27 protein-coding genes are annotated in these 20,122 nt (G+C 57.1%); 7 read left to right on the top strand and 20 right to left on the bottom strand.

Annotated features, from left to right (window positions below; translation table 11 throughout):
* Positions 1–124: 124 nt before the first annotated feature.
* Positions 125–505 carry a hypothetical protein gene (locus tag CKROP_RS08005; protein WP_012732233.1) on the bottom strand — a complete coding sequence of 127 codons (381 nt, stop codon included), beginning with the start codon at positions 503–505 and terminating at the stop codon, positions 125–127.
* Between the two features lie 55 nt (positions 506–560).
* On the opposite strand from CKROP_RS08005, the gene CKROP_RS08010 reads away from it, so the two are divergent.
* Complete coding sequence (locus CKROP_RS08010) at positions 561–1,097, top strand: ImmA/IrrE family metallo-endopeptidase (RefSeq protein ID WP_169302962.1); 537 nt, start codon at positions 561–563, stop codon at positions 1,095–1,097.
* 2 nt (positions 1,098–1,099) lie between these two features.
* Entirely contained in the window at positions 1,100–1,438 is a 339-nt protein-coding gene (locus CKROP_RS08015; RefSeq protein WP_012732235.1) for a hypothetical protein, read from the top strand.
* A 73-nt stretch (positions 1,439–1,511) separates the two neighbouring features.
* Here the strand turns inward: CKROP_RS08015 and CKROP_RS08020 are convergent, their stop codons facing one another.
* The 10 genes from CKROP_RS08020 to CKROP_RS11480 form a co-directional block, all read right to left on the bottom strand.
* The gene (locus tag CKROP_RS08020) at positions 1,512–1,859 is read right to left on the bottom strand and encodes a hypothetical protein (protein ID WP_012732236.1); all 348 of its coding nucleotides are present in this window, start codon (positions 1,857–1,859) and stop codon (positions 1,512–1,514) included.
* A 635-nt stretch (positions 1,860–2,494) separates the two neighbouring features.
* Positions 2,495–2,977, bottom strand: a complete 483-nt coding sequence (ssb, locus tag CKROP_RS08030) for a single-stranded DNA-binding protein (RefSeq protein WP_012732237.1) — start codon at positions 2,975–2,977, stop codon at positions 2,495–2,497.
* Positions 2,978–3,090: 113 nt separating this feature from the next.
* The gene (locus tag CKROP_RS10805; protein WP_012732238.1) at positions 3,091–3,582 is read right to left on the bottom strand and encodes a hypothetical protein; all 492 of its coding nucleotides are present in this window, start codon (positions 3,580–3,582) and stop codon (positions 3,091–3,093) included.
* The gene (locus tag CKROP_RS10810; RefSeq protein WP_012732239.1) at positions 3,579–4,436 is read right to left on the bottom strand and encodes a helix-turn-helix domain-containing protein; all 858 of its coding nucleotides are present in this window, start codon (positions 4,434–4,436) and stop codon (positions 3,579–3,581) included. Before CKROP_RS10810 ends, CKROP_RS10805 begins: the two co-directional genes overlap by 4 nt.
* Before the next feature lie 215 nt (positions 4,437–4,651).
* Positions 4,652–4,975, bottom strand: a complete 324-nt coding sequence (locus tag CKROP_RS08045; protein WP_169302963.1) for an HNH endonuclease — start codon at positions 4,973–4,975, stop codon at positions 4,652–4,654.
* Between the two features lie 10 nt (positions 4,976–4,985).
* Positions 4,986–5,345: a hypothetical protein gene (locus CKROP_RS08050; RefSeq protein WP_012732241.1), complete on the bottom strand. Its 360-nt coding sequence runs from the start codon at positions 5,343–5,345 to the stop codon at positions 4,986–4,988.
* Positions 5,338–5,844, bottom strand: coding sequence for a hypothetical protein (locus tag CKROP_RS08055; RefSeq protein ID WP_012732242.1), 507 nt, complete (start codon positions 5,842–5,844; stop codon positions 5,338–5,340). The genes CKROP_RS08050 and CKROP_RS08055 overlap by 8 nt, the downstream gene beginning before the upstream one ends.
* A complete protein-coding gene (locus tag CKROP_RS08060) occupies positions 5,844–6,728 on the bottom strand; it encodes a YqaJ viral recombinase family protein (RefSeq protein WP_012732243.1) in 885 nt (294 codons plus the stop codon). Before CKROP_RS08060 ends, CKROP_RS08055 begins: the two co-directional genes overlap by 1 nt.
* A gap of 2 nt (positions 6,729–6,730) precedes the next feature.
* On the bottom strand, positions 6,731–6,964 hold the full coding sequence (locus CKROP_RS08065) for a hypothetical protein (protein WP_041628894.1): 234 nt from the start codon (positions 6,962–6,964) through the stop codon (positions 6,731–6,733).
* A complete protein-coding gene (locus tag CKROP_RS11480) occupies positions 6,961–7,158 on the bottom strand; it encodes a helix-turn-helix domain-containing protein (protein WP_041628895.1) in 198 nt (65 codons plus the stop codon). Before CKROP_RS11480 ends, CKROP_RS08065 begins: the two co-directional genes overlap by 4 nt.
* Positions 7,159–7,562: 404 nt before the next feature.
* Here CKROP_RS11480 and CKROP_RS08075 point away from each other — a divergent pair, with 404 nt between their 5' ends.
* On the top strand, positions 7,563–8,030 hold the full coding sequence (locus tag CKROP_RS08075; RefSeq protein ID WP_237698411.1) for a hypothetical protein: 468 nt from the start codon (positions 7,563–7,565) through the stop codon (positions 8,028–8,030).
* A 215-nt stretch (positions 8,031–8,245) separates the two neighbouring features.
* Here the strand turns inward: CKROP_RS08075 and CKROP_RS11890 are convergent, their stop codons facing one another.
* From CKROP_RS11890 to CKROP_RS08095, 5 genes are all read right to left on the bottom strand, one after another.
* Positions 8,246–8,434, bottom strand: coding sequence for a helix-turn-helix domain-containing protein (locus CKROP_RS11890; protein WP_081429442.1), 189 nt, complete (start codon positions 8,432–8,434; stop codon positions 8,246–8,248).
* Positions 8,434–8,601: a hypothetical protein gene (locus CKROP_RS11485; RefSeq protein ID WP_012732246.1), complete on the bottom strand. Its 168-nt coding sequence runs from the start codon at positions 8,599–8,601 to the stop codon at positions 8,434–8,436. Before CKROP_RS11485 ends, CKROP_RS11890 begins: the two co-directional genes overlap by 1 nt.
* 287 nt (positions 8,602–8,888) lie before the next feature.
* Entirely contained in the window at positions 8,889–9,659 is a 771-nt protein-coding gene (locus tag CKROP_RS08085) for a phage antirepressor N-terminal domain-containing protein (protein WP_012732247.1), read from the bottom strand.
* A 49-nt stretch (positions 9,660–9,708) separates the two neighbouring features.
* Complete coding sequence (locus tag CKROP_RS10815) at positions 9,709–10,500, bottom strand: phage antirepressor KilAC domain-containing protein (protein ID WP_012732248.1); 792 nt, start codon at positions 10,498–10,500, stop codon at positions 9,709–9,711.
* Positions 10,501–10,550: 50 nt separating this feature from the next.
* Positions 10,551–10,820 (bottom strand): hypothetical protein, encoded by a 270-nt coding sequence (locus CKROP_RS08095; RefSeq protein WP_052292403.1) that lies wholly within the window; start codon positions 10,818–10,820, stop codon positions 10,551–10,553.
* 143 nt (positions 10,821–10,963) lie between these two features.
* Here CKROP_RS08095 and CKROP_RS10820 point away from each other — a divergent pair, with 143 nt between their 5' ends.
* From CKROP_RS10820 to CKROP_RS08110, 4 genes are all read left to right on the top strand, one after another.
* Entirely contained in the window at positions 10,964–11,449 is a 486-nt protein-coding gene (locus tag CKROP_RS10820; protein WP_012732250.1) for a hypothetical protein, read from the top strand.
* Positions 11,400–11,825, top strand: a complete 426-nt coding sequence (locus CKROP_RS11185; protein ID WP_081429443.1) for an ImmA/IrrE family metallo-endopeptidase — start codon at positions 11,400–11,402, stop codon at positions 11,823–11,825. Before CKROP_RS10820 ends, CKROP_RS11185 begins: the two co-directional genes overlap by 50 nt.
* 24 nt (positions 11,826–11,849) lie before the next feature.
* Positions 11,850–12,908: a RhuM family protein gene (gene rhuM, locus CKROP_RS08105; protein ID WP_012732252.1), complete on the top strand. Its 1,059-nt coding sequence runs from the start codon at positions 11,850–11,852 to the stop codon at positions 12,906–12,908.
* Between the two features lie 317 nt (positions 12,909–13,225).
* Positions 13,226–14,383, top strand: coding sequence for a tyrosine-type recombinase/integrase (locus tag CKROP_RS08110; protein ID WP_012732253.1), 1,158 nt, complete (start codon positions 13,226–13,228; stop codon positions 14,381–14,383).
* Positions 14,384–14,432: 49 nt separating this feature from the next.
* Here CKROP_RS08110 and CKROP_RS08115 read toward each other — a convergent pair whose 3' ends face one another.
* The 4 genes from CKROP_RS08115 to panC all read right to left on the bottom strand — a co-directional run bounded on the left by CKROP_RS08115 (position 14,433) and on the right by panC (position 20,120).
* The gene (locus CKROP_RS08115) at positions 14,433–15,641 is read right to left on the bottom strand and encodes an acyl-CoA dehydrogenase family protein (RefSeq protein WP_012732254.1); all 1,209 of its coding nucleotides are present in this window, start codon (positions 15,639–15,641) and stop codon (positions 14,433–14,435) included.
* Between the two features lie 127 nt (positions 15,642–15,768).
* Positions 15,769–17,283: an acyl-CoA dehydrogenase family protein gene (locus CKROP_RS08120; RefSeq protein ID WP_012732255.1), complete on the bottom strand. Its 1,515-nt coding sequence runs from the start codon at positions 17,281–17,283 to the stop codon at positions 15,769–15,771.
* A gap of 247 nt (positions 17,284–17,530) precedes the next feature.
* Entirely contained in the window at positions 17,531–19,141 is a 1,611-nt protein-coding gene (gene lysS / locus CKROP_RS08125; protein WP_012732256.1) for a lysine--tRNA ligase, read from the bottom strand.
* 58 nt (positions 19,142–19,199) lie between these two features.
* On the bottom strand, positions 19,200–20,120 hold the full coding sequence (gene panC, locus CKROP_RS08130; protein ID WP_012732257.1) for a pantoate--beta-alanine ligase: 921 nt from the start codon (positions 20,118–20,120) through the stop codon (positions 19,200–19,202).
* Positions 20,121–20,122: the final 2 nt, after the last annotated feature.

The raw sequence follows: 20,122 nt of genomic DNA on the forward strand, positions 1-20,122 counted from the left end.
GCGAGGACGTATCTTCCATTGCCCCACTCGTCAATGACGACTATTTCTCCGTCACCGTATTTAGCCACCTGCCCTACCAGGTCGTCTGACCATTCAGTGATTGCACCCATTGTTCTTTCCTTCCTTAGAGGTCGTTGTCTGGTCGGTCGCCGCGAATCAAAGCGACCAGATCGTTAACAGTCATCAACACGAACTGCGCGCCAGGGTTGGTGGTGCCGCGTCGTTTGGCGACGACTATTCCGGCTACTGCAGAATCGTTGCCCATTTCGATGTGAGCTTCTTTGACCCATGTGCCTGGCTCGAGTTGGCCTCCGTAGTTTTTGCATTCGATGCATAGTCTTTGGCCGCGGCTGTCGCGTACTCCGGCAATGTCTCCCCTGTCGTTGGCGCCGCTGAGTCTGCGTCGCTCGATATAGTCGCTGTCGAGCTCTTCGGCTAGGTAGGTGGCGATCAGTGTTTCGAATGATCGTCCGGCTTGTTTGGCGGATTGTCTGTTACGCGACATGGGTGTGTTCCTTTCTGCAAAGTTCATGGCGACAGGGCGTCTTTCAGCTAAAATCGTGGGGAGAAAGAGCCTGCATAAAGATGGTGGTGAGCAACGAATGAGCGGCGAGCTTTTGTATCACCGTGCGCGACGCGAGGCGGCTAGTCTTAACCCGGCGGGGCAGCCCCTGGGGTGGGATTCGTTAGTCGCAATCGCTCATAGCCTTGATATCCGTGTTGATGTTGGACCTCTACAGCATGATGTGTCGGGCATGATAATCATGCGCGGAGAAGAATCGTCACCACGTATTCTCATTAATGAGCAAGATTCGCCGATGCGCAGGAAATTCACCCTTGCGCATGAGATCGGGCACTTTATTGATCGGACCTCAGTGGCGGGTGATTTCGAGTTTTCCTTTGTTGATTACCGCAAACCGGGCGATTACGACTTGCACGAGTTTTTTGCCGATGAATTTGCCGGGGCGTTACTCATGCCCCCTGGCCGGTTTGCGGAGTGCTATCAATCTGACGGGCCGATTAGTACGGCTCGCATGTTCGGCGTGTCGGTGCCGGCTGTACACAAGCGCCATGAGCGGTTAATAAAGCAGGATTAGTTGTGGCTGACTTCAATGATTCCCCGGTTGAGGGCATCGCTGCCGATCGTCCTGTTAATCCTGGCGCTCAAGCTATTGAGCAGAACTTCGATGACTTAAAACGGAAGAGGCTTGCTCAGGCGCATAAGTTCCGGTCAGTGACGTTTTATACGATTCTTGGGCTTGTCGTCATAATGATTGTAACTAGTGTAGCAGCGCTTGTTCATGAGCTATTTCGCAAGGGCGGCCCCTCAGATGTAGTCATTGTTGCGTTTATTTCTGGGGCGACGATTCAGGTTATTGGTTTATTGGCGATAGTGACTCATTATCTGTTCCCTCGGGAAGAGCCTGAAAAAGTGTGATTGTCTGACTGAGTACACAATGTTGTCGGTTACGTGGCATGGGTGTGTTCCTTGCGTTGTTCGCCGGATAGCGTCATTGGTTGTGCCGTTCGCAGGTTCTGCAGTAGAGGTAGCCGCCTCGCATGGCTGTGGTGGCGAGGGTGAGTGTGTGGCCTTTCCGGCAGGTGACGTTTCCGGTGTCTCCCCACTCGCGTCCGGCGACAACCCCGGCAATGGGGAGTTTGGCTTTCTCGTAGGTTTGTAGGTAGGCCTCGCACTGGGCTAGTGCCGGGCACTGGTGGCAAGCTTGTTTGAGTTTGGTGCGTGCACTGTCGGTGAGTTTGGTGGCTGACCACTCGGGCCGGCCTGCGCAGAGTGTGCGTCGTGTAATAATCGGCGGGTCAATGGCTGGTAGTGATGGTAGTGTGCGTTGGTTGGTCATAATGCTCCTTTGTAGTAGGTTCGCCCGGCTACCACCCCAAAGATGGGGGCTCCTACTTGTTCATGGGCTTGTAGGTAGTCTTCGCACTGGTTGAGTGCTGGGCACTGGTGACAGATGGCGATGAAGTCGGGGGCCATGTCCTCCTTGTCGCTGTCGGTGGTCCACTCTGGGTGATCTTGGCATAGTTTGCGTTTGGTGATGGGGGGCGGAGTGAATCTTGATGGGGTGTGGATGTGGGGAATGCGGTTTGTTGTCATTGTTTGCTCGCCTTGCGTGGGGGTGTGATGTCGAGCCAGACGGGGTGTGGGGTGTGGCCGGGTTTGTGTAGTGCGGGGTCGGTGACGGTGGCTGTGGGGTACACCGTGTGGGTTACTTGCTGGAGTAGCACGTTGGTGAGTACGAGTCGGAGTTTGTCGTCTGTGCTGGCCTCTCTGGGTTGGTAGTGGAGTGTGACGATGCCGGGTTTGTGGGTGTGGTGGGTGCTGCACCATTTGCGGATATGAGCTTCCAACATTCGGCCTATGATCGTGGCCAATTTCCTGTTTTGTGGTGTGGGTCTGGGGTCGTGGATGGGTGGGCGTGTGTAGGGGATTTTGATGGTGCTCATTGCGGTGTCTCCTTGTTGGGAATGTCTATCAGAAGGGAGGTTCGTCGTCGGTGTTGAATCCGCCCGCGTTCCAGCCGTCACTAGCGAGGGTGGTGTTATTCCATCCGTTTCCGTTTGACGGGTTGTTGTTTTGGTTTCGGGGCTGCTTAGTGTTACCCCCGTTCTTGTCACCCGAAAATAGAACACTTGTTCCAACTTCGTCGGCGGTCAGCTCCAACTTCGACCGCTTCTGACCATCCTGCGTCTCCCACCGGCGCTGCTTCAACACACCAACCGCAACAACACGCTGGCCCTTGTGGAGGGTGGCCACACCCTCGGCGAGTTTCCTCCATGCTGTGCACCCCAGGAAGGTTGCTTCACCGTCTTCCCACTGGCCGGCCTGCTTATTGTAGACCCGCTGTGAGCTGGCAATAGTGAAGCTCGCGACGGGTTTGCCGTCGTTGGTGTAGCGGACTTCAGGGTCGGCAGTCAGTCGGCCGACAATCGTGGTGTGGATAGATGTTTGTGCCATGTGGGGCACTCCTTTCGAGAAAATAGGGTTTTAAGACGTTTGAACCCCCGCGGGTAGGCCAGCTACACCAGCGGTGGCGTGTTCGTGGCTCTGAGGGGCCAATGAGCGCGGATTTAGAGCTTCTTAGGGCTCCACCAGTGGCCAGGCTCCGCCCGATACGGCGGGGAATTCGTCCGACGCTCGGTCATCTCGGCGATCATGCGGGCAAGCTCCGGGTGGACACGCTGCTGGTACTCGCCCGGTGTTTCCTCGCGTTGAACAGGGGTTTTGCTGTAGTAGGCTTCGATCTCCGCCTGTGTGATGGGTTGCCCTCCCCGAGCTTTCGCTATCGCAGCCCTCCCCTCAGGTGACTGCTCCCAGCGTGTTTTAGCTGCTCTAGCTGCCTCGATAATGTCCAGCGGGGTCACCATCCGCTGAGTGATCTTCTCCGTGCAAAAGATCGTGACCGCCTCAAGCCACAGCCAGTCGGGCAGGTTGTAGCGGCCCACCACCTCCGACCAAGCCTGCACCGTCTTCGTGTCAGGGACGGGAAACCGGTCTTTCGCCAGGTAGCGGCCCTTTTCGAGGATGTCGAGGGCTAGTTCTTCGGCTTGGTCTTGGTTCATGGTTCGATCTCCTGCTGGTCCAGGACTTCGCCGTCAATAATGGTTGCTTGGTTGCGCATTTCTCGTTGTTGTCGCAGCTCACGGCGTACGTCGTCCCACTGCTCGGCTTCGCTCTTTCGTTGAGATACCTGCCTAGACGGGGAACGAGACGGGAGCGGTTCGTCATCCCAGCCGCCACGCTCTAGCCAGGTGGTCGGGTGAGGAATGAACTGCTTATCCGGGAGGTTGGGGTCTGCGGCTAGCCGCCTTGCCCCGTCAATGACGCGTTGAGCATCCCCGGCAGCCTTGATGGCCGCCGTGAACTTGGCGCGAGCTTTCTTCTTGCCGACCTTCCGTGGGTAGGCATCCCAGAATTCATCGAACCGATCAGACCGGGGTTCACGCTCGCTCGAACCGGAGGTTTGAGCATGATCTTCTTGAGATAACGAAGTTATCTCTTTAGTTTTCTTGGAATATAGTCTTCTTATGCGTCCGGAATTTCCGGATGCGGGTTTTCCGGATGCGGGTTTTCCGGAACCGGCCAAATCGCCACTTCCGAATTCCTCGGACACGGGGAAGTAACCTGAAAGCACTTCATAGTCCCAACCTGCAAACCTCCCACTTTCAGCACGTTTCTCAATCCGCCGCATATGGCCAGACTCGATAAGGTCATTAATAGCCTTAGCGACCGTGTCTTTGTTCATCCCCAGAGCGTGCGCAACCGACGTGGTAGTGATGTTCCACCCGTCCCTGTGTGACCGCATGAAGATGTAGACGGCCTTGGCCCTTGTTGGTAGCTCAGTAGATCTTGAGATGCTGTTTGGAATCAGCGTGAAGTCGTCTTCAGGCCCTGGGCCCTGAAATATTTGCGACATTACTTTTCACCTCCTACAGATTTCGCTAGCTGCATCCGGGCGAGCCAATGAGCGCGAAAATCCTCATCACTCAACCCGGCAATAAACCCAATCCAAGACTTCACAACAACCTCCAAAATCCGCACAATTGTTCGATAAAAAAGAGTGAGGTAGCCACAGCAACTAAACGCACGCAACTACCCCACCCGAAAAGAAAGTTCACACAACGGGGGTGACTATCCCTCCATGATCGAATACGTCACCCCGCCCGCATCATCCAACACAGCCGGGCGACCCCGATACGCCACCGGAACCTCCCCGGGCTCCTGCCAGGTATGAACACTCAACCCAATCTCCGCCGATTCTTTCGGGTGGGCATGGGCCCAGTCATGACAAGCCTTACAGATAAACACGAGGTTCGTTACCGTGTGTTCACCGCCACGTGACCTGTACTTACGGTGGTGAAGCTGCTCAGCGCCCCCGGTGCACACCGGAAACACCATCGCCTCACACCGGCCAGCAGCACGGTCACCAACAACACGGGCCACCTCAACAGGCATTTTCTTCCGCCTACCCATCGTGACCCGCCGCCTGATACGCCGCATTCACCGACTTCTGCACCGACTGCAACGCCGACAACTTATCCCTATACGAGCGCTGATAATCCACAATCCGCTTATACTTCGCCTCAGCAACACGAGCCGCCGTCGCAGCGTCATACGAGTTCAACACCGCCTTTTGTTTACGGTCCTCGACAGACCCCGACTCAGAGACAAAATACTCAGCGAACACCTTCTTAAACTCCAGCTCCGCTAGCTGCCATTGGCTATACGCCTCACTCGCTGGCTCGATACATTGAGCAATCTTCGTTGTCGCTTTACGTATCTCAGACTCAATCTGAACCGGATTCAACGGCGCATACTCACTCACCGTCCCCACCGCCTTCCAGCTCATCCGTGCGCTTCTTAAACGCCTGCCACAACGACTGATCAGTCACCTGAGCAGCCTTCGCGTCCTCCCACAACGCGCGCAAAGCCCCCACATCAGGCACCGACTTCAACCGGGAAACAATCAACCGGCGGTCCTCATCACGCTTCACCTTCCGCATTTCCTCACGGGTGACACGACGGTTCCCCCCATACCCCAGGTTCGCCAACGCACGCCCAATAGCCGACGTCTCGCACGTCTCCAACGCCGCCGTTTGCTGAGTCTTACCCGCACCATCAAGCTCAAAAGCGTAGCCGGTCGCATCCGGCATCCCCGTATTCTCAGCATCACGCCACACACTGGCCTTAATAATCCAGCGTGTTTGACCCGGATCACCCTCATAGGCCAGCTTAGTCAAACAACGGAAATTCGGATAATCCCTCCTAAAACGCAGTATGCGCTCCTCCACGGACTCATAGTTATCCAGATTGATCTCGTCCATTACGCGGCCCCCTTCCACTTCAATGTGACCCGCTGAGAAGGGGCCTTCCCCGGCTTCACAAACCGCTCATACAGCTCAGGCTCCGCCCTCTTGAACCCGGCGGTATCAAACCGGGACGACCGCTTCGGCGTAGAGAGGGTTACCTGCACCCGATCATCCGAATAGCTGAAATCCTCGCCGCCCGTGAACTCCCGAATCTCCGCTTTAAGCTCATCCTCCAAAGCCCGGGCCTGTTCTTTCAGCTTGGATAGTTCGCGGACACGATCAGCAAAGAAATCGGGCAGCGTGGCCTCAACATGGGTGGCCTCAAACTCCCGCTGCTGAGCCAACAGGGCCAACAGCCGATCCTGCATATCCTTATCCGGGCGAATGATGAAATAATCAATCCCCCGCGGCTCGAAATCCTCGTGATACTCAAACACAAGAACACACGCCTCAGCACCAGTCACCAACAACTGCCACTGAACCTGCCACAAGTAGCGGTCGGGAACATCCTCACGCTTCCACCACATGTTCTTCGTGGTCTTAGCTTCAGCCAGCACCGCCACGGTGCCGTCCTCGTGTGTGCCAACAGCGTCCGGGGTACAAGCAGCGTCTTCTATCTCTGTTGAGACGTAAAGGTCGGTGCTGTGAACCAGCCTCGAGTCCACATGCTCCCGCGCGTAATTCACCAGCACCGGCTCACGCTCATGCCCCCACTGCGTATACGAATTGCCGGCAAACGGCTTATTTAACCCTCGCCGATCCCGATACACCCGCTCACGGGCACCAGAACCACCAGTCGCCAAGTCAGCCATCATCGTCGCCGTGAAATACTGCTTCCGCGCCTCAAGCCACGATTCTTCAGAATCAAACTCCAATACCTTATATTTCTTCTCCGCCATTGCTAGCTCACCGTCCCTAACCAAATCAGATCAACAAACAACACCCCGATAGCCACAACACCGATCAGCGCCCGGCCAAACAACCCCCACGACCAGCGAAAACGACCCCGATTATCCTCGTAAGCCTCATTCGCCACATCAATAAACGTCATATCCAGCTCGTCGTCGTAGCGGGATGCGCGTTTCCCGGCCGGGTGATCCATCATCGACCGCAAAATCTCTTCATCACGAGTCATTTCGCCGACCCCCACATCGCGAACCGCTCAACCTCAGCCGCCGGAATCCTCCACCGACTACGCGCCACATGCTGCGTAGCCCTCAACTCCCCCGACCGACACAAGGCCAAAACTGTTTCCTTATGCATACGGAGCATGTCTGCGACTTCGGGGACCGTATAGATTAATTTGTCCCTCGCCTGTACTGTTTCCACTGCAGACTCCTTTCCTATTGGTCTGTGGATAGGAGGCCCCGCGCATTGATAGCCAAATCCATACTGCGGGGCCTCCTTGCACATCAGGGGACACAAAGTCCCCTTGTGGGTGGGTGGGGAATCGAACCCCACAGGTGGCCGTAGTGCGTTAACCACCCCGCAAACCTTGTTGCACGGGCACCAGCGCCACCCAAAAGTTTTGTTAACACCCCGTGTCGTTACCTCCACTGCGGCCGACGCCAGCAGCAGGTGTAGGAAGGTCATCGCGATCTAAGAAACACGCTCGCTCCCCGTATCCCACAGGACTATTCACTATCCGATTTTCAAATAACACGGGCCGTCAGGCCTTGTGCCCGGACACGGAATCGAACCGCGTAGTAACCACTCGGGCTAACATTCGTTTTATGAACATTGAGAACTGGATCGCAGCCGTATCAGCAGCAATCGCATTCGCCTCGTTCCTCTTGTCACTGTGGAAAGCACACCAAGCAAGCGAATCTGAGCAACAATCTAGAAACTCTGCTGAGCGCGCCACCTCCGCTGCCGAGCAAGCAGCGGACTCCCAACAGCGCATCGCGAATGCATTGGAAAAACTTGAATCGAGGTATTCCAACCCGTGGAAAATCAGACACCAAAAGGACGCCATATACCTGCTCATCAATGACTCCGATGAAAACGCTGTCGACGTCGAGTTCGCCACCGACTCACCCTCGGACCAGGGGCAGGTCCACGACGTCGGCACTCTCGGCCCCGGCGAGGAAGTGCAATTCTGGTATGAAGCAGTTATGGGGTGTGATCGCCAGATCGTTGTTCAGTGGCGTCGCCCCTCCGAGACGGAGCCTCGTCAATGGAGGGGTCATCTCCCCGCCTGAACTCCCATATAGTCACCGCCACCGTGCCTACAGCCGAGATGGCAGCGATAATCGCCGCGATTATTGTGATCATTTTTCCTTCTTTCTTTTTGTGACGTTATTTTCTCTGCGGCCCGTCGGCATGGGCCGTTACGTCAGGTGTGACGAAATAAAACGGCGTAGTTATTCACCCGTTCATGCGGCTTGCCCACCACACGAACCACAGCGGCCAAGAACTAGACGGCCCTTTCCTCAATCCCGAAGAGTTTGTCTATATGAGACCGGGGGAACACCGTGCGACTCCCACATCGGATTGGTCTCAACTCAGGACAGCGCCCTTCCCTCGCCTGCTGATATAGCGTTGTTTTAGGGATGCCACTGATATCCGAAACCTCCGACACTGTGTAAGCACGGGAAAAAGCCATTACTCCTCCCTGCCCGCATCTACCTGGTCTAAAATCTCCGCCAACACCGCTTTAGCCACCTTCGGCAGAATCTCGTACTCAATGAGAATCCCCTCCGGGGCACCATCAATATTGAGATTGATCCCCAACGAATCCGCCTCAATATTGAGCTTCGCAACCTTGCGCATCACTCACTCCTTTCACATAGTGTTCGGGCTATCTACGTTCATTCCGGATACGTACCCGTGGTCGGCTAAGAAGTCGGCAGCACGAAGAACCCTTACTAGGGCTTCAACATCCTCACCGTTTAGCCTTATGGACTTATCTCCAAGGGAGAGCACAACAACACCGTCACCGGTCGCTAGATGGAGCTCTGACGACCGAAACTCCAAAGCTGGTTTCATCACTCTTCACCCCTATCCGTGTAGTCGTATTCAATGTTTTGTTTTTCCATGATCCTTATCCTCTTTTCCTTTTAGGCGGTGACGGCAAAGTATTCGTCCCAAACCTGCTGCATCAAAGACCGGTCCGCCTCCGTGTAGCCATAAGCCTCAATCACCCGACCGTTCGGCAACTCGACCGGAACCTTCTGTGGAACCACGCCATGAGCATCCGTCCACGCAGCCTTCAAACGCTTCCCAAACATGGGGGCTTTAGCCGACAACTGTTTCTTCGACAGGCCCTTGCTCTTGAGGAAATCCTGCACATACAGCGGTTTCCGGGCCGGGTCCAACTGTGGGGCCTCCCCCATACCGCGGGCCAGAATGATGCGGGCTTTAGCCTCAAGGAAATCGTCATGAATGAGGCCTTTCGCTGCCTGCGCTAGCTCCATCTGAGAGCGCAGCTCAAACATCAACGCCTTCTGTTGGTGCTCGGTAGCGCGAGGGTTGATCGCCCCGCCTTCGTTGAAATAGCGGTCGAGAGCGTCGGCTGCTTCGTTTTGGAACGCTTCGAGCGTGGGCCGAGCTTCCGGGGCGACGCGGTTGGTGTCGATAGTGGCTAGCCACATCGTGAGTGTCCGACGATCAACCATGAACATCTCACGGCCTTGCCCGGATACCTGCATGGTCATCTTGACCACGCAGGCCCACGACTTGTCATGCAGCTTTCGATGCTGACTCTTCCAATCGAGACCTAGCACCTCGCAGATGTGGCGGGGTGACGCCCATTCTTTACCGTCCTCGGTTTGAACGGCTTTCAGTTCCGCGTTAGCACCCGGAACTGGTATAGTTACTAACTGCTCCATTTTGTTCCTCCTTTGGAACTCCGCGCCCCGGTTGCTGCCGGGGCATTTCTTATGCGGCTTGTGCAGGGGACAATGGGTCGATACAGGGCAATCCCAGCTTCCGGCGGATGAAATCAATCCCGCTGGGCTGCACATAGGTGGTGTAGCTCGTGCCCTGTGTCCCGTCTGAGCGCTCATAGTGGTGCGGCAGTACCTCGAAGTGGTGCATGTACTGCTGGTATGGGGTGTTCCGCATCGCCCCCTTAGTGATCAGTACGCCCCGGTTGCGGAGCTCCCGAAACAACCAGTTCTGCCCCTTGCCCAGCATCTTTGCCACCGCCCCGACCGAATACTTGCCGGTTGCGTCAAGGAAGGTGTCGTAGGCTTCCGCCTTCGGCGAGAGCTCCTTATTCTCTGCTTCTAGCGCGAGGCGTTCTTCCTCCGCGTTTAACGCAATCTGAAGAATCTCCGCGCGAGTCAACGCAGCCGGGTCAAAGGAAGGCTTCGTCTCCGCTTCGCGGGTACGAAGTGCAAAATAGGACTGGGCAGCCGCAACTTCTGGCTTATTCGGGTCGCCGTTCATCGCCACCAGGTAAGCGGCCAAGCGGTTCAGATGGAAGTCTGTGCGAGGTCGCCCTCCCTCTGGGGCTTTTTCGGTGATCACCGAAAAACCTCCCTGACCTGAGTTCTTAGCAGATGCCTCTGCTCGACGAGTGATCTTGTAGAAGTCTTCCCACCGCGCGTACCCCATGAGTGGCATAAGGTCGCGGGCTGACCAGTATTCGGTACCGTCTTCGCGGGCTCGTTTAATCTGATCGAACGGGGTTACCCCGTCTGATGTGGTATGCTGTAAGTGCTTCATAATTTCCTTTCTGGGACTCTTCGCCCCTCGTTTCCGCGAGGGGCATTTTCTTATGCGGCAACAATGTCTTTGACATACCGCGCCCGACGAAGACGAACTTGCTCTTCAGTGACATCGAAAGCGTCCTGAAACTGAATTGGAAAAGCCGTGAGCACGGCACCGATGAACCGAGGGCTAGCCTCAACTCTCTGGTTAGCGTGACGGCTAACAGTCGAGGTCGTGACGTCCATTTTTTTCGCTAGGTTCGCCATTCCCCCGGCTTCAACAATCGCGTTATCGAGCCAGTCTTGACGGATGCGGATTGTATGTATTGTTTCCATCTCAATCCCTCCAAGTTGTTTTATCCCTCCATCCTGTTGCGGAGGAACAATATTGACCATACACAAGGTATTGGAATTGCGCAACAGTACGTTGTGTTGGAACTCTCCTTGCGGTGTTGCAGACGCGCAACTATTATGGAGTTATGACACAAACCCGCTGGTGGAAATACGTAACCAACCTCATTGGCGACTCCTCATATTCCGCCGCCGCCAACAAAGCTGGATTCGACAAATCCGCTTTCACACGGTGGAAGAAAGGGGCGAAAGCAGACCCAGAGTTTGTTATCAAGCTCGCCCGCGCTTACAACACCAACGTGCTCCAAGCCCTCGTAGAGGCAGAGTTCATCACCGCGAAAGAGGCAAAACTGAACCTTGTAGACACAGGTGGAACAAAACTAGCCGAGGCCACCGACGACGAACTCGCAGATGAAGTGCTCCGTCGTATGAAGCTCGGCGTCGAACGCGACGGACCACTAGACACCCCCATAGACGAGCTTGCACAACGCCGTCATGTCACACCCGACCCCTATGATGACGACGACACCATGCCAGAAGACGCAGCCGCATACGGAGGCCCCGATGAAGACAAACTCAAAGAAGAACGGGGGGAATACGGTTTCGACACGTAACCGACTCGACAAACTCGCCAAAACACTAGGTGTCACCATCACCTACCACCAAGGAGGCCACCCAGGCTGGTACAACCACCACCGCAAACAAATCAACCTCCGCCACGGAATGAGCACCACACAAGAAAACAGCGTCCTCGCCCACGAACTCGGCCACGCCGTCCACGGCGACCTCGGCCACGGCGACACACGGCAAGAAGCCCGGGCAGACCGGTTCGCCGCCCGCCTACTCATCTCAGAGGACGAATACCGGCTAGCCGAAATACTGCACGGCCCCCACCCAGGGGCCATAGCCCACGAACTCGGCGTCACCAACCACCTCGTCACCGTATGGCAAAACACCCACCGGCCAGCCACCACACACCCACACCCGTGAATTAAGCCCAGAAAGACAACGCGCGTGACCACACCCGACATACACCATGACAACCTCGGCGAATTCATCATCTACACCACCGACGACGGAACCACCGAAGTCCAACTCCGACTCATCGACAACACCGTCTGGATGACCCAAACACAAATGGCCGAACTATTCGACGTATCCCGATCCAGTATCAGCGAACACCTCAAACACCTATTCAACGAAAACGAACTCAACCGCGTAGAAGTTGTTCGGAAATTCCGAAAAGACGCAGGTCGTACCCTAGACCACTACAACCTTGACGCGATCATGGCCGTCGGATTCCGCATCCGAGGCCCCCGAGGCATACAGTTCCGACGCTGGGCTACTGAAGTACTCACTGAGTACCTAATCAAAGGGTTCGTGCTCAACGATGACAAACTCAAAGACCCCCTCGGCGCGGACTACTTCGACGAACTCCTCGCACGCATCCGCGATATCCGCTCCTCCGAAGCTCGCCTCTACCTCGAACTACGCAACATCATCAGCCTTGCCGATGACTACGACCCGAACTCGCAACGCACACACCAATTGTTTGCCACAATTCAAGACAAACTGCACTACGCAATCACCGGTAACACTTCATCCGAAATCATTGCTACCCGCTGCGACCCCCAAGCCGACAACCTAGGCCTAACCTCTTGGAAGGGTGACATCGTCCGCAAAGGCGACATCCGCACGGCAAAAAACTACCTCACAAACAACGAGCTCAACCGCCTTAACCTGCTTGTATCCGGATTCTTAAACTATGCGGAAGACCAAGCCCAACGCCGGAAAGTTGTGCACATGAATGACTGGATCAAAAAAGCTGACCAATTCATAGAATTCAATGACTACGAGCCGCTAAAAGATCACGGAAGAATAACTCGCGACAAGGCCAATGAACTAGCACAACAACGCTACGAGATCTTCAACCAAGGGCGAAAACAACTGGAAGACGACAAAGCCGAACGCGAGCTAGTAGAAACCCTCCGCAAAGCTGATCGAGAGCTCCTAGCTCAACGTAAAAGACTCTCGCCACGCCACAAGTCGGATAGAGACGAAATCTCTAGATAGTTTTCGCCCACGAACTCGGCGTCACCATCCACCTAGTAGAGGTATGGCGGGAAACATGTGCCACCCGGATCACACCCCACCCCCGACCGAGCACACGCCCGCGAATTAAGCCCAGACAAGAATAAACAACTTTTACAACAACCAGGTCACGTTGGATTCATTAGATGAGTAAGCCCAACAAAACATAGAAAAAGTCCCCGTCCGTCAATGGACCAAAGACGAACGGGGACTCTGCTGCCCTTTGCCTCTCCGAAGAAAAGGCACCTCCCACTATACACAACAACAAGCCCAGCCACCCACCCCACAAGGAAACACACATGGCTATCAGCAAACGTACCACCACAACAGGAAAAACCAGGTGGGTTGCCCGCTACCGCGACCAGATCGGCACAGAACACTCCAAAACATTCCCCACCCAAAAACAAGCCAAAAACTATCTGCAAGAACAAGAGCGGGCACTCAGGCGCGGAGAATGGATCAACGAAAAAACGGCACCCACCCTAGGCGAACTGTGGGAAACCTGGGAGGCTACCGCCACCACCCCAGGTACTCTCACCGTCCGACAACGAGCCGGAAAAAACCTCGGCAACCTCGCCGAATTACACATCAACCACATCACCCCAGCGCTCCTCCGAACCTGGATAAACCAACTCCGCACAGGCAGACCCTGGGCCAAAAACCACACCGGACTATCAGAACGCACCGTGCGTAACTATTGGTCTCAACTATCCGGATGCCTACACATGGCAGTCGACGACGGACTTCTAGCAGCCTCCCCTACCAGCAAAGTCAGTATCGGTAGATCACCACGTATGGCCGTCGAACGATGCCACATCCCAGACATGGAACAAGTACAAAACCTTATTCACGTCTGCGACGCAACAGGTAGAGACACACTAGCCACTATGGTCATCCTGGCCGCCTCAACCGGAATGCGGTCAAGTGAAGTCGCAGGCCTGAGATGGAAAAACATAGACCGACGACAACACATGGTGCGGGTAGTTGAACAGGCCGCCTCATCACATATCAAAGAGCCACCCACCGGGGAGGCCCGCTGGGCGAAGCTAAAAACGCAGACCTCCCGCCGCGACATTCCTCTACCCGCAGCCACACTGCAACGGCTTCGGAAACACCGCCTCAAACACCGGACAGGACCCGACGAACCCATGTTCCTCACACCGTCGGGGAAGATGTGGCGAGCAGACAATGTCTGCAAGGCGATGGCCCCGTTTGGGTTTCGTTTTCACGATCTTCGGCACCTCTACGCTTCACATCTCATCCGGCAAGGGTTAGGGGTGAAAGCGGTCCAGGAGCTGCTTGGTCATGCGTCGGCGTCAACGACGTTGGATACGTATACGCATTTGTGGATGGATGAGACGGAGCGGGCTCGTGGTGCTGCTGACGAGTTGGTGCGGACTTTTTGCGGATTTTTTGCGGACTCGGCGGAAAAAGAGCACCTGCCGGAGGTGCGTTGAGGTGGTCTCCTGTGGCGACGACGACAGAAAATTTATGCCCTTTGACCTGCTATTTTAGTTCCTTGGAGCTTAGTCCCAGCTCGCGACGGGCAACAATCAACTGCTGGATCTGCTGCGTCCCTTCGAAGATGTCCAGAATCTTGGAATCGCGCCCCCACTTCTCCAGCAGTTCGCGTTCGGAGTAGCCCCACGGACCAGCCAATTCCACAGCCTTAAGCGTGACATGAGTACCAACACGCCCCGCCTTCGCCTTCGCAATCGACGCTTCCTTGGTGTTTGGCTTCTTATTATCCGCCATCCACGCCGCGCGCAGCGTCAACAGGTACGCAGCTTCCCAGTCGCTCTCCAAGTCGAGGTATTCCGCGACGGCAGCCGACTGAGCATACTTCGGCTTGTCATAATCGATGACCTCACCAGCGTCTTCCAGCACCTCACGGAGCTTTTCCAACGCACCGCGGGCACATCCGACAGCCATCGCAGCAACTAGCGGGCGCGTGTTGTCGAACGTCGCCATCGCTCCGGCGAAGCCCTTCTTCGTGCTCACCTCCGGCGAACCCAACAGGTTCTCCTTCGGAACGCGCACATTATCCAGGCGCAATACCGCGGTATCCGACGCCTTAATACCTAGCTTGTGCTCCAAACGTTCCACAGTGAAGCCGTCGGCTGACTTCGGAACGACGAACGACTTGATAGCCGCGCGACCTTTGGACTTATCCACACTCGCCCACACGACGACGTGGTCGGAACGCTCACCGGCCGTCACGAAGATCTTTTCACCGTTAATGACGTACTCGTCGCCGTCGAGAGTTGCTGTTGTTGACACGGCAGCGGAGTCCGAACCAAAACCAGGCTCGGTGATGGCCATCGACGCCCACACCTTGCCGATGCGCTCCAACTGTTCATCCGTCGCGACGGCCGCAATGGCGGAGTTTCCGAGGCCCTGGTACGGAATGGACAGTGTGAGGGCCACGTCGCCCCAGCACAGCTCCAGCACGTTCAGCACCGCGGCCATATTTCCGCCATTGCGGATGCCGTCGGACTTTTTCTTCTTATCTCCGCGACCACCCGACGCACCCGCCATTCCGCGGCCAGCGTCGGCCATGCCTTCCACCATGCTGGCCATGGTGTCCAGTTCGACGGGGCGCTCGTGCTCGGCGAGGTCGTACTTACGGGAAATGGGTCGGAAGATTTCGGCGGCCGCCTGATGCCCAGGGTTCGCACCCTTCTTCAAGAAGCCAGGAAGTTCTAGGTTAATCATGATTGTGTCCCTCCGGGGTCACATAAGAGCGTTCAACGCTGCGGGTTTTATTCGGTTGACAACATCGTGTTCATGTGTGCGTGCATCGCGGGCCAGGTGCCACCTAACGCCGGTGCTGCCTGGCCGTTTACAGAACGATCGTTCCTTCAGCGACGCCGATTGCACGCAAATCCCTGTACCACCGCTCCACGGGATGCTCCTTGGTATAACCATGACCACCCAGCAACTGGACTCCGTCTGACCCGATCGCCATGCCCTTCTCGGCCGCCAAGTCACGGGCAAGGGCGGCCTCGCGGTGGAACGTCAGCCCCTGGTCCGCGCGGGAACAACCGCGCAGCGCGACCAAACGCATGCCGTCGAGTTCAATGCGGATATTCGCCACCGCGAACGCCACCGCCTGACGGTGAGAAATCGGCTCACCAAACGCCTGACGCTCGTTGACGTACGGCTTCACATAGTCCAGCACCGCCGAACATGCCCCCACAGCCAACGCAGCCCAGCCCAACCGGGACCGCCGAATAATGTTCCGGTAGTCGCTCTCCCTGTCCTCGGCAGAGCGATCCGTCCCACCAAGAATGTTCGACGCGGGAACACGCACGTCGTTCAAGAGCAGCCGTCCCAGTCCTGCCGCGCGCAACCCCATGCTCGGATCAGGCTCCACCACGACACCATCAGCATCAGATTCGACGATGACCAGCGTCGGAGCGTCGTCAAGCATGGTAGCGACGACGAATAGTTCGCAATTACCGGCGTCGGGAACCAGGGCTTTGACGCCCTCGATCACTACGTCATCGCCCTCGCGGCGAGCAGTCGTCGACAAGGAGAAAGGATCGAACAGCGGCTGAGGCTCGGCGACGGACACCGCGGAGATCGGAATATCCTCGCCCGCGAACGCTGGCAAATACGTCCGCTGCTGCTCATCAGAGCCGTACGCAGTCAAGGTCGCGGCGACACCGGCCGGGGCCATCACGGAGAGGGCAATGCCCGGATCCGCGTGGGCTAGCGCCTCCGTGACGAGGAAATTCGTCGTGAGGTTGGACCCGGTGGCGATCCCCTCGAACTCCTCCGGCACGTTCACCATGGAAATGCCCAGGCCAAGCGCCTCTTTGCGGAGATCCTCGGAAACGGCTGCCGCTTCGTCGGCGTCGTGGGCCGCGGGGCTAATGCGCTTCTCAGCGAAATCCTTAATCGTCTCGACGATCATCTCCTGGTCCTCGTCGGGCGTGAGGTCCCACACGATCTTCTTGGATTCCGCAGCCTTTTCCTCGGCCTCGGCGTCGGGTTTTTCGTCGCCAATCTTCTTATCATCGCCCAAGCCGAGGAACGGGAGGCGGATCGGGGACTGCCCGCTGGTGACCCGCTTAAATTCGCGGGTGGCCGCGCCGAGAGACTTCATGCCTGTCTTCGTCGACTCATAGGTAATGCGGTCAATGCGTTCATTGAGGCCATACTTCGCGGCGAAATCGGAGCCAGTCACCCGCGTCAACAGGCGCATCGCCGTGCCCATCGCGTCCCGCTTAATGCTATTTTTCCCGACGGTCGAGTCGTTGCCGTCAGAGTTCTTGCCGCGGGATTTCGCAGCGTCGTCGCGGGGGCCTGCCGCGGAGCCAGAGCCATTGTCGCGTTCATTCGTTGAAGACATTAAAGGCCTTTCGGTCGTTCGTATCGGCCACGCACCGGTCGACGATGCATTGCCAGGAAGCTTACATAAGCATAACGCACAAGCGCGTGATCGGTATCACAATTACGAAAGAAAACCGACAAAGCCACGATCAGAACCCCAGTGAAAGCGAGCTCACGACAAAAGCCCCAGGTGAGTACTCACCCAGGGCCACGGCGCGCGGACTACGGCGTGCGGTTTACGGTTTCGCGGTTTACCGCTCCGCCTATTACCGCTCCGGCTTCACCAAGGGGAACAGCACGGTTTCCCGAATCCCCAACCCGGTTAATGCCATCAGCAAGCGGTCAATACCCATTCCGGTTCCCGCCGTCGGGGGCATCCCCTGCTCCATCGCCTGGAGGAAGTCCTCGTCCAAGACCATGGCTTCGTCATCGCCGCCAGCAGCTAAACGGGCCTGATCCTCAAAGCGCTGACGCTGGATCACGGGATCAATCAACTCGGAGTAGCCCGTCGCCAATTCGAAACCTCGGACATACAGATCCCACTTCTCGGTCACACCGGGCTTCGACCGGTGATCACGCGTCAACGGCGACGTCTCGACCGGGAAGTTACGGACGAACACCGGCCCATCCAGTTGGTCAGCGCACAGCTCTTCCCAGATTTCCTCGACGAATTTCCCGTGGCCCCATCCTGTGCCCGGTTCCACACCAATCGTGTCCGCGATCGCCTTCAATTCGTCGACCGTCGAATGAATGGTCACCTCGGGCTGGCCGGGGAACTTGCGCTGCAAAGCCTCGTTCAAGCTGTCGTACATGTCCAGCTTCGGCCACTCACCGCCAAAATCATAAGTGGAACCGTCGGCAAGAGTGACGACCAGCGAATCCGGGTCCTGCTCCGGGTCCCAGTTATCATGCACCAGCTTGTTGACGGCGCGCGCACAGTGCTGGATCAGGCCCTGCGTCGAGGCGGCGTTATCGTCATACGTCGCGTAGGCCTGATAGGTTTCCAACATGGCGAACTCCGGGCTGTGGGAGGAGTCGATCCCCTCGTTCCGGAAATTCCTGTTGACTTCGAAAACCTTCTCAATACCGCCGACGACGCAGCGCTTGAGGTACAGCTCCGGCGCAATGCGCAGGTAGAGGTCCATATCCAGAGCGTTGGAATGCGTCACGAACGGGCGCGCGGCCGCCCCACCATGCAACGTCTGCAGCATGGGAGTCTCGACCTCGAGGAACCCCAGGCCCTGGAGGTATTCACGCACAGCACGCACAACAGTCACGCGGGTGATCATCATGCGGCGGGCGTCGTCACGCATAATCAGATCGGTGTAGCGGTAGCGGATGCGGGTGTCCTCATTCATGTCGGCGAAGGACACGGGCAGGGGGCGCAGCGCCTTCGACGCCAATGTCCAGGTCGACGCGAACACCGACAGTTCGCCGCGGCGCGACGACACCACACGGCCACGAATGGACACGAAGTCGCCCATATCGACGTCGGACTTCCAGCGTTTGAGAGCGTCCTCCCCGACCTCAGCGAGCGACAGCATCGCCTGCAGCTGCGTCCCATCCCCCTCTTGCAGCGTGGCGAAACACAGCTTGCCGGTATTGCGCATGAAAATCACGCGCCCGGCCACGGCCACCTCGGTGTCCGTCTCATCACCGATACCTAAATAACGACGAACGGTCCCGTCGGCACGTTGTTCGGTGGTCCCTGCTTTGTCTTCATCGACGACGAAGGCGTCGCGAATTTGTTTCAGCGTGTGGGTGCGCTCGACGTCGACTGGGTACGGCGCAGTTCCCTCGGAGAGCAACCGCTCCCTTTTTGCCTTGCGAACTTTAACTTGCTCTGGGACATCCTGGTTTTTCGTCGCTTTACTCACGCGATAAAGAGTAGCTGACCTTGCCTCACAGGCAACCGGTGGGCCATCCCTAGCGGGCTTAGCGGGCGACGGTGCTGTCGTCGGCTGTGTCGGGGCTGTCGGCGGGAAGCTCCCCTAACATGACGCCGGCGTTATCAATCAACCGCACGCCACCAACTTTCGCGGCGACGAGCAGACGTCCCTCCCCGTTCTCGGGAGCCGGCCCCAAATCTTTCCCGCGGACGACGGTGTAAAGCACATCAATGCCTTCGCCCTCCATAATCCGCCGTGCTTCCGCCTCGACAGCGCGAGCACCGTCTTTTGCTTTGTATAGCGCAGCGGTCATCGCGGCCGAGATCGCCGTCGCGGTGACGCGAGCCTCCGGGTCGAGGCGCACGTTACGCGACGAGAGCGCCAGCCCATCATGTTCCCGCACGATCGGCACCCCATGCACGGTGACCTCCATGTTGAGGTCCGTGACCAGCTGCTGGATGATCACCAACTGCTGGTAGTCCTTCTCCCCCATCACGATGTCCGTGGCATGGGACAGGTTGAGCAGCTTGGACACCACCGTGGCCACACCGACGAAGTGCCCATCGCGGTCCCCCTCGAGCCCCTCGGCAACGGGTCCAGGGTGGACCATCGTCCGGGTCCCGTGAGGGTACATGTCCTCAGCCTTGGGCGTGAACGCGAGGGACACACCTTCCTCGCGGAGGATATCCAGGTCACGCTGGAGTGTCACGGGGTATTTTTCGAAGTCATCGGGGTTATCGAACTGGGCCGGATTCACGAAAACTGACGACGCCACCACGGCCCCGGGAAGTCTGTGCGCTGCTCGGAGGAGAGCACGGTGCCCCGCGTGCAGGGCCCCCATGGTGGGGACAAGAACAATACGCTTCCCGGTTTTACGCAACGCCCTCGTCGTTGCCGCGAATGTCTCAGCGGAATCATGAACACGCAGCTCGCCGGCCGCAAACCCGGGATTCGTCGGTGTAGACATGG

It is taken from the genome of Corynebacterium kroppenstedtii DSM 44385 (assembly GCF_000023145.1).
Lineage (GTDB): Bacteria > Actinomycetota > Actinomycetes > Mycobacteriales > Mycobacteriaceae > Corynebacterium > Corynebacterium kroppenstedtii.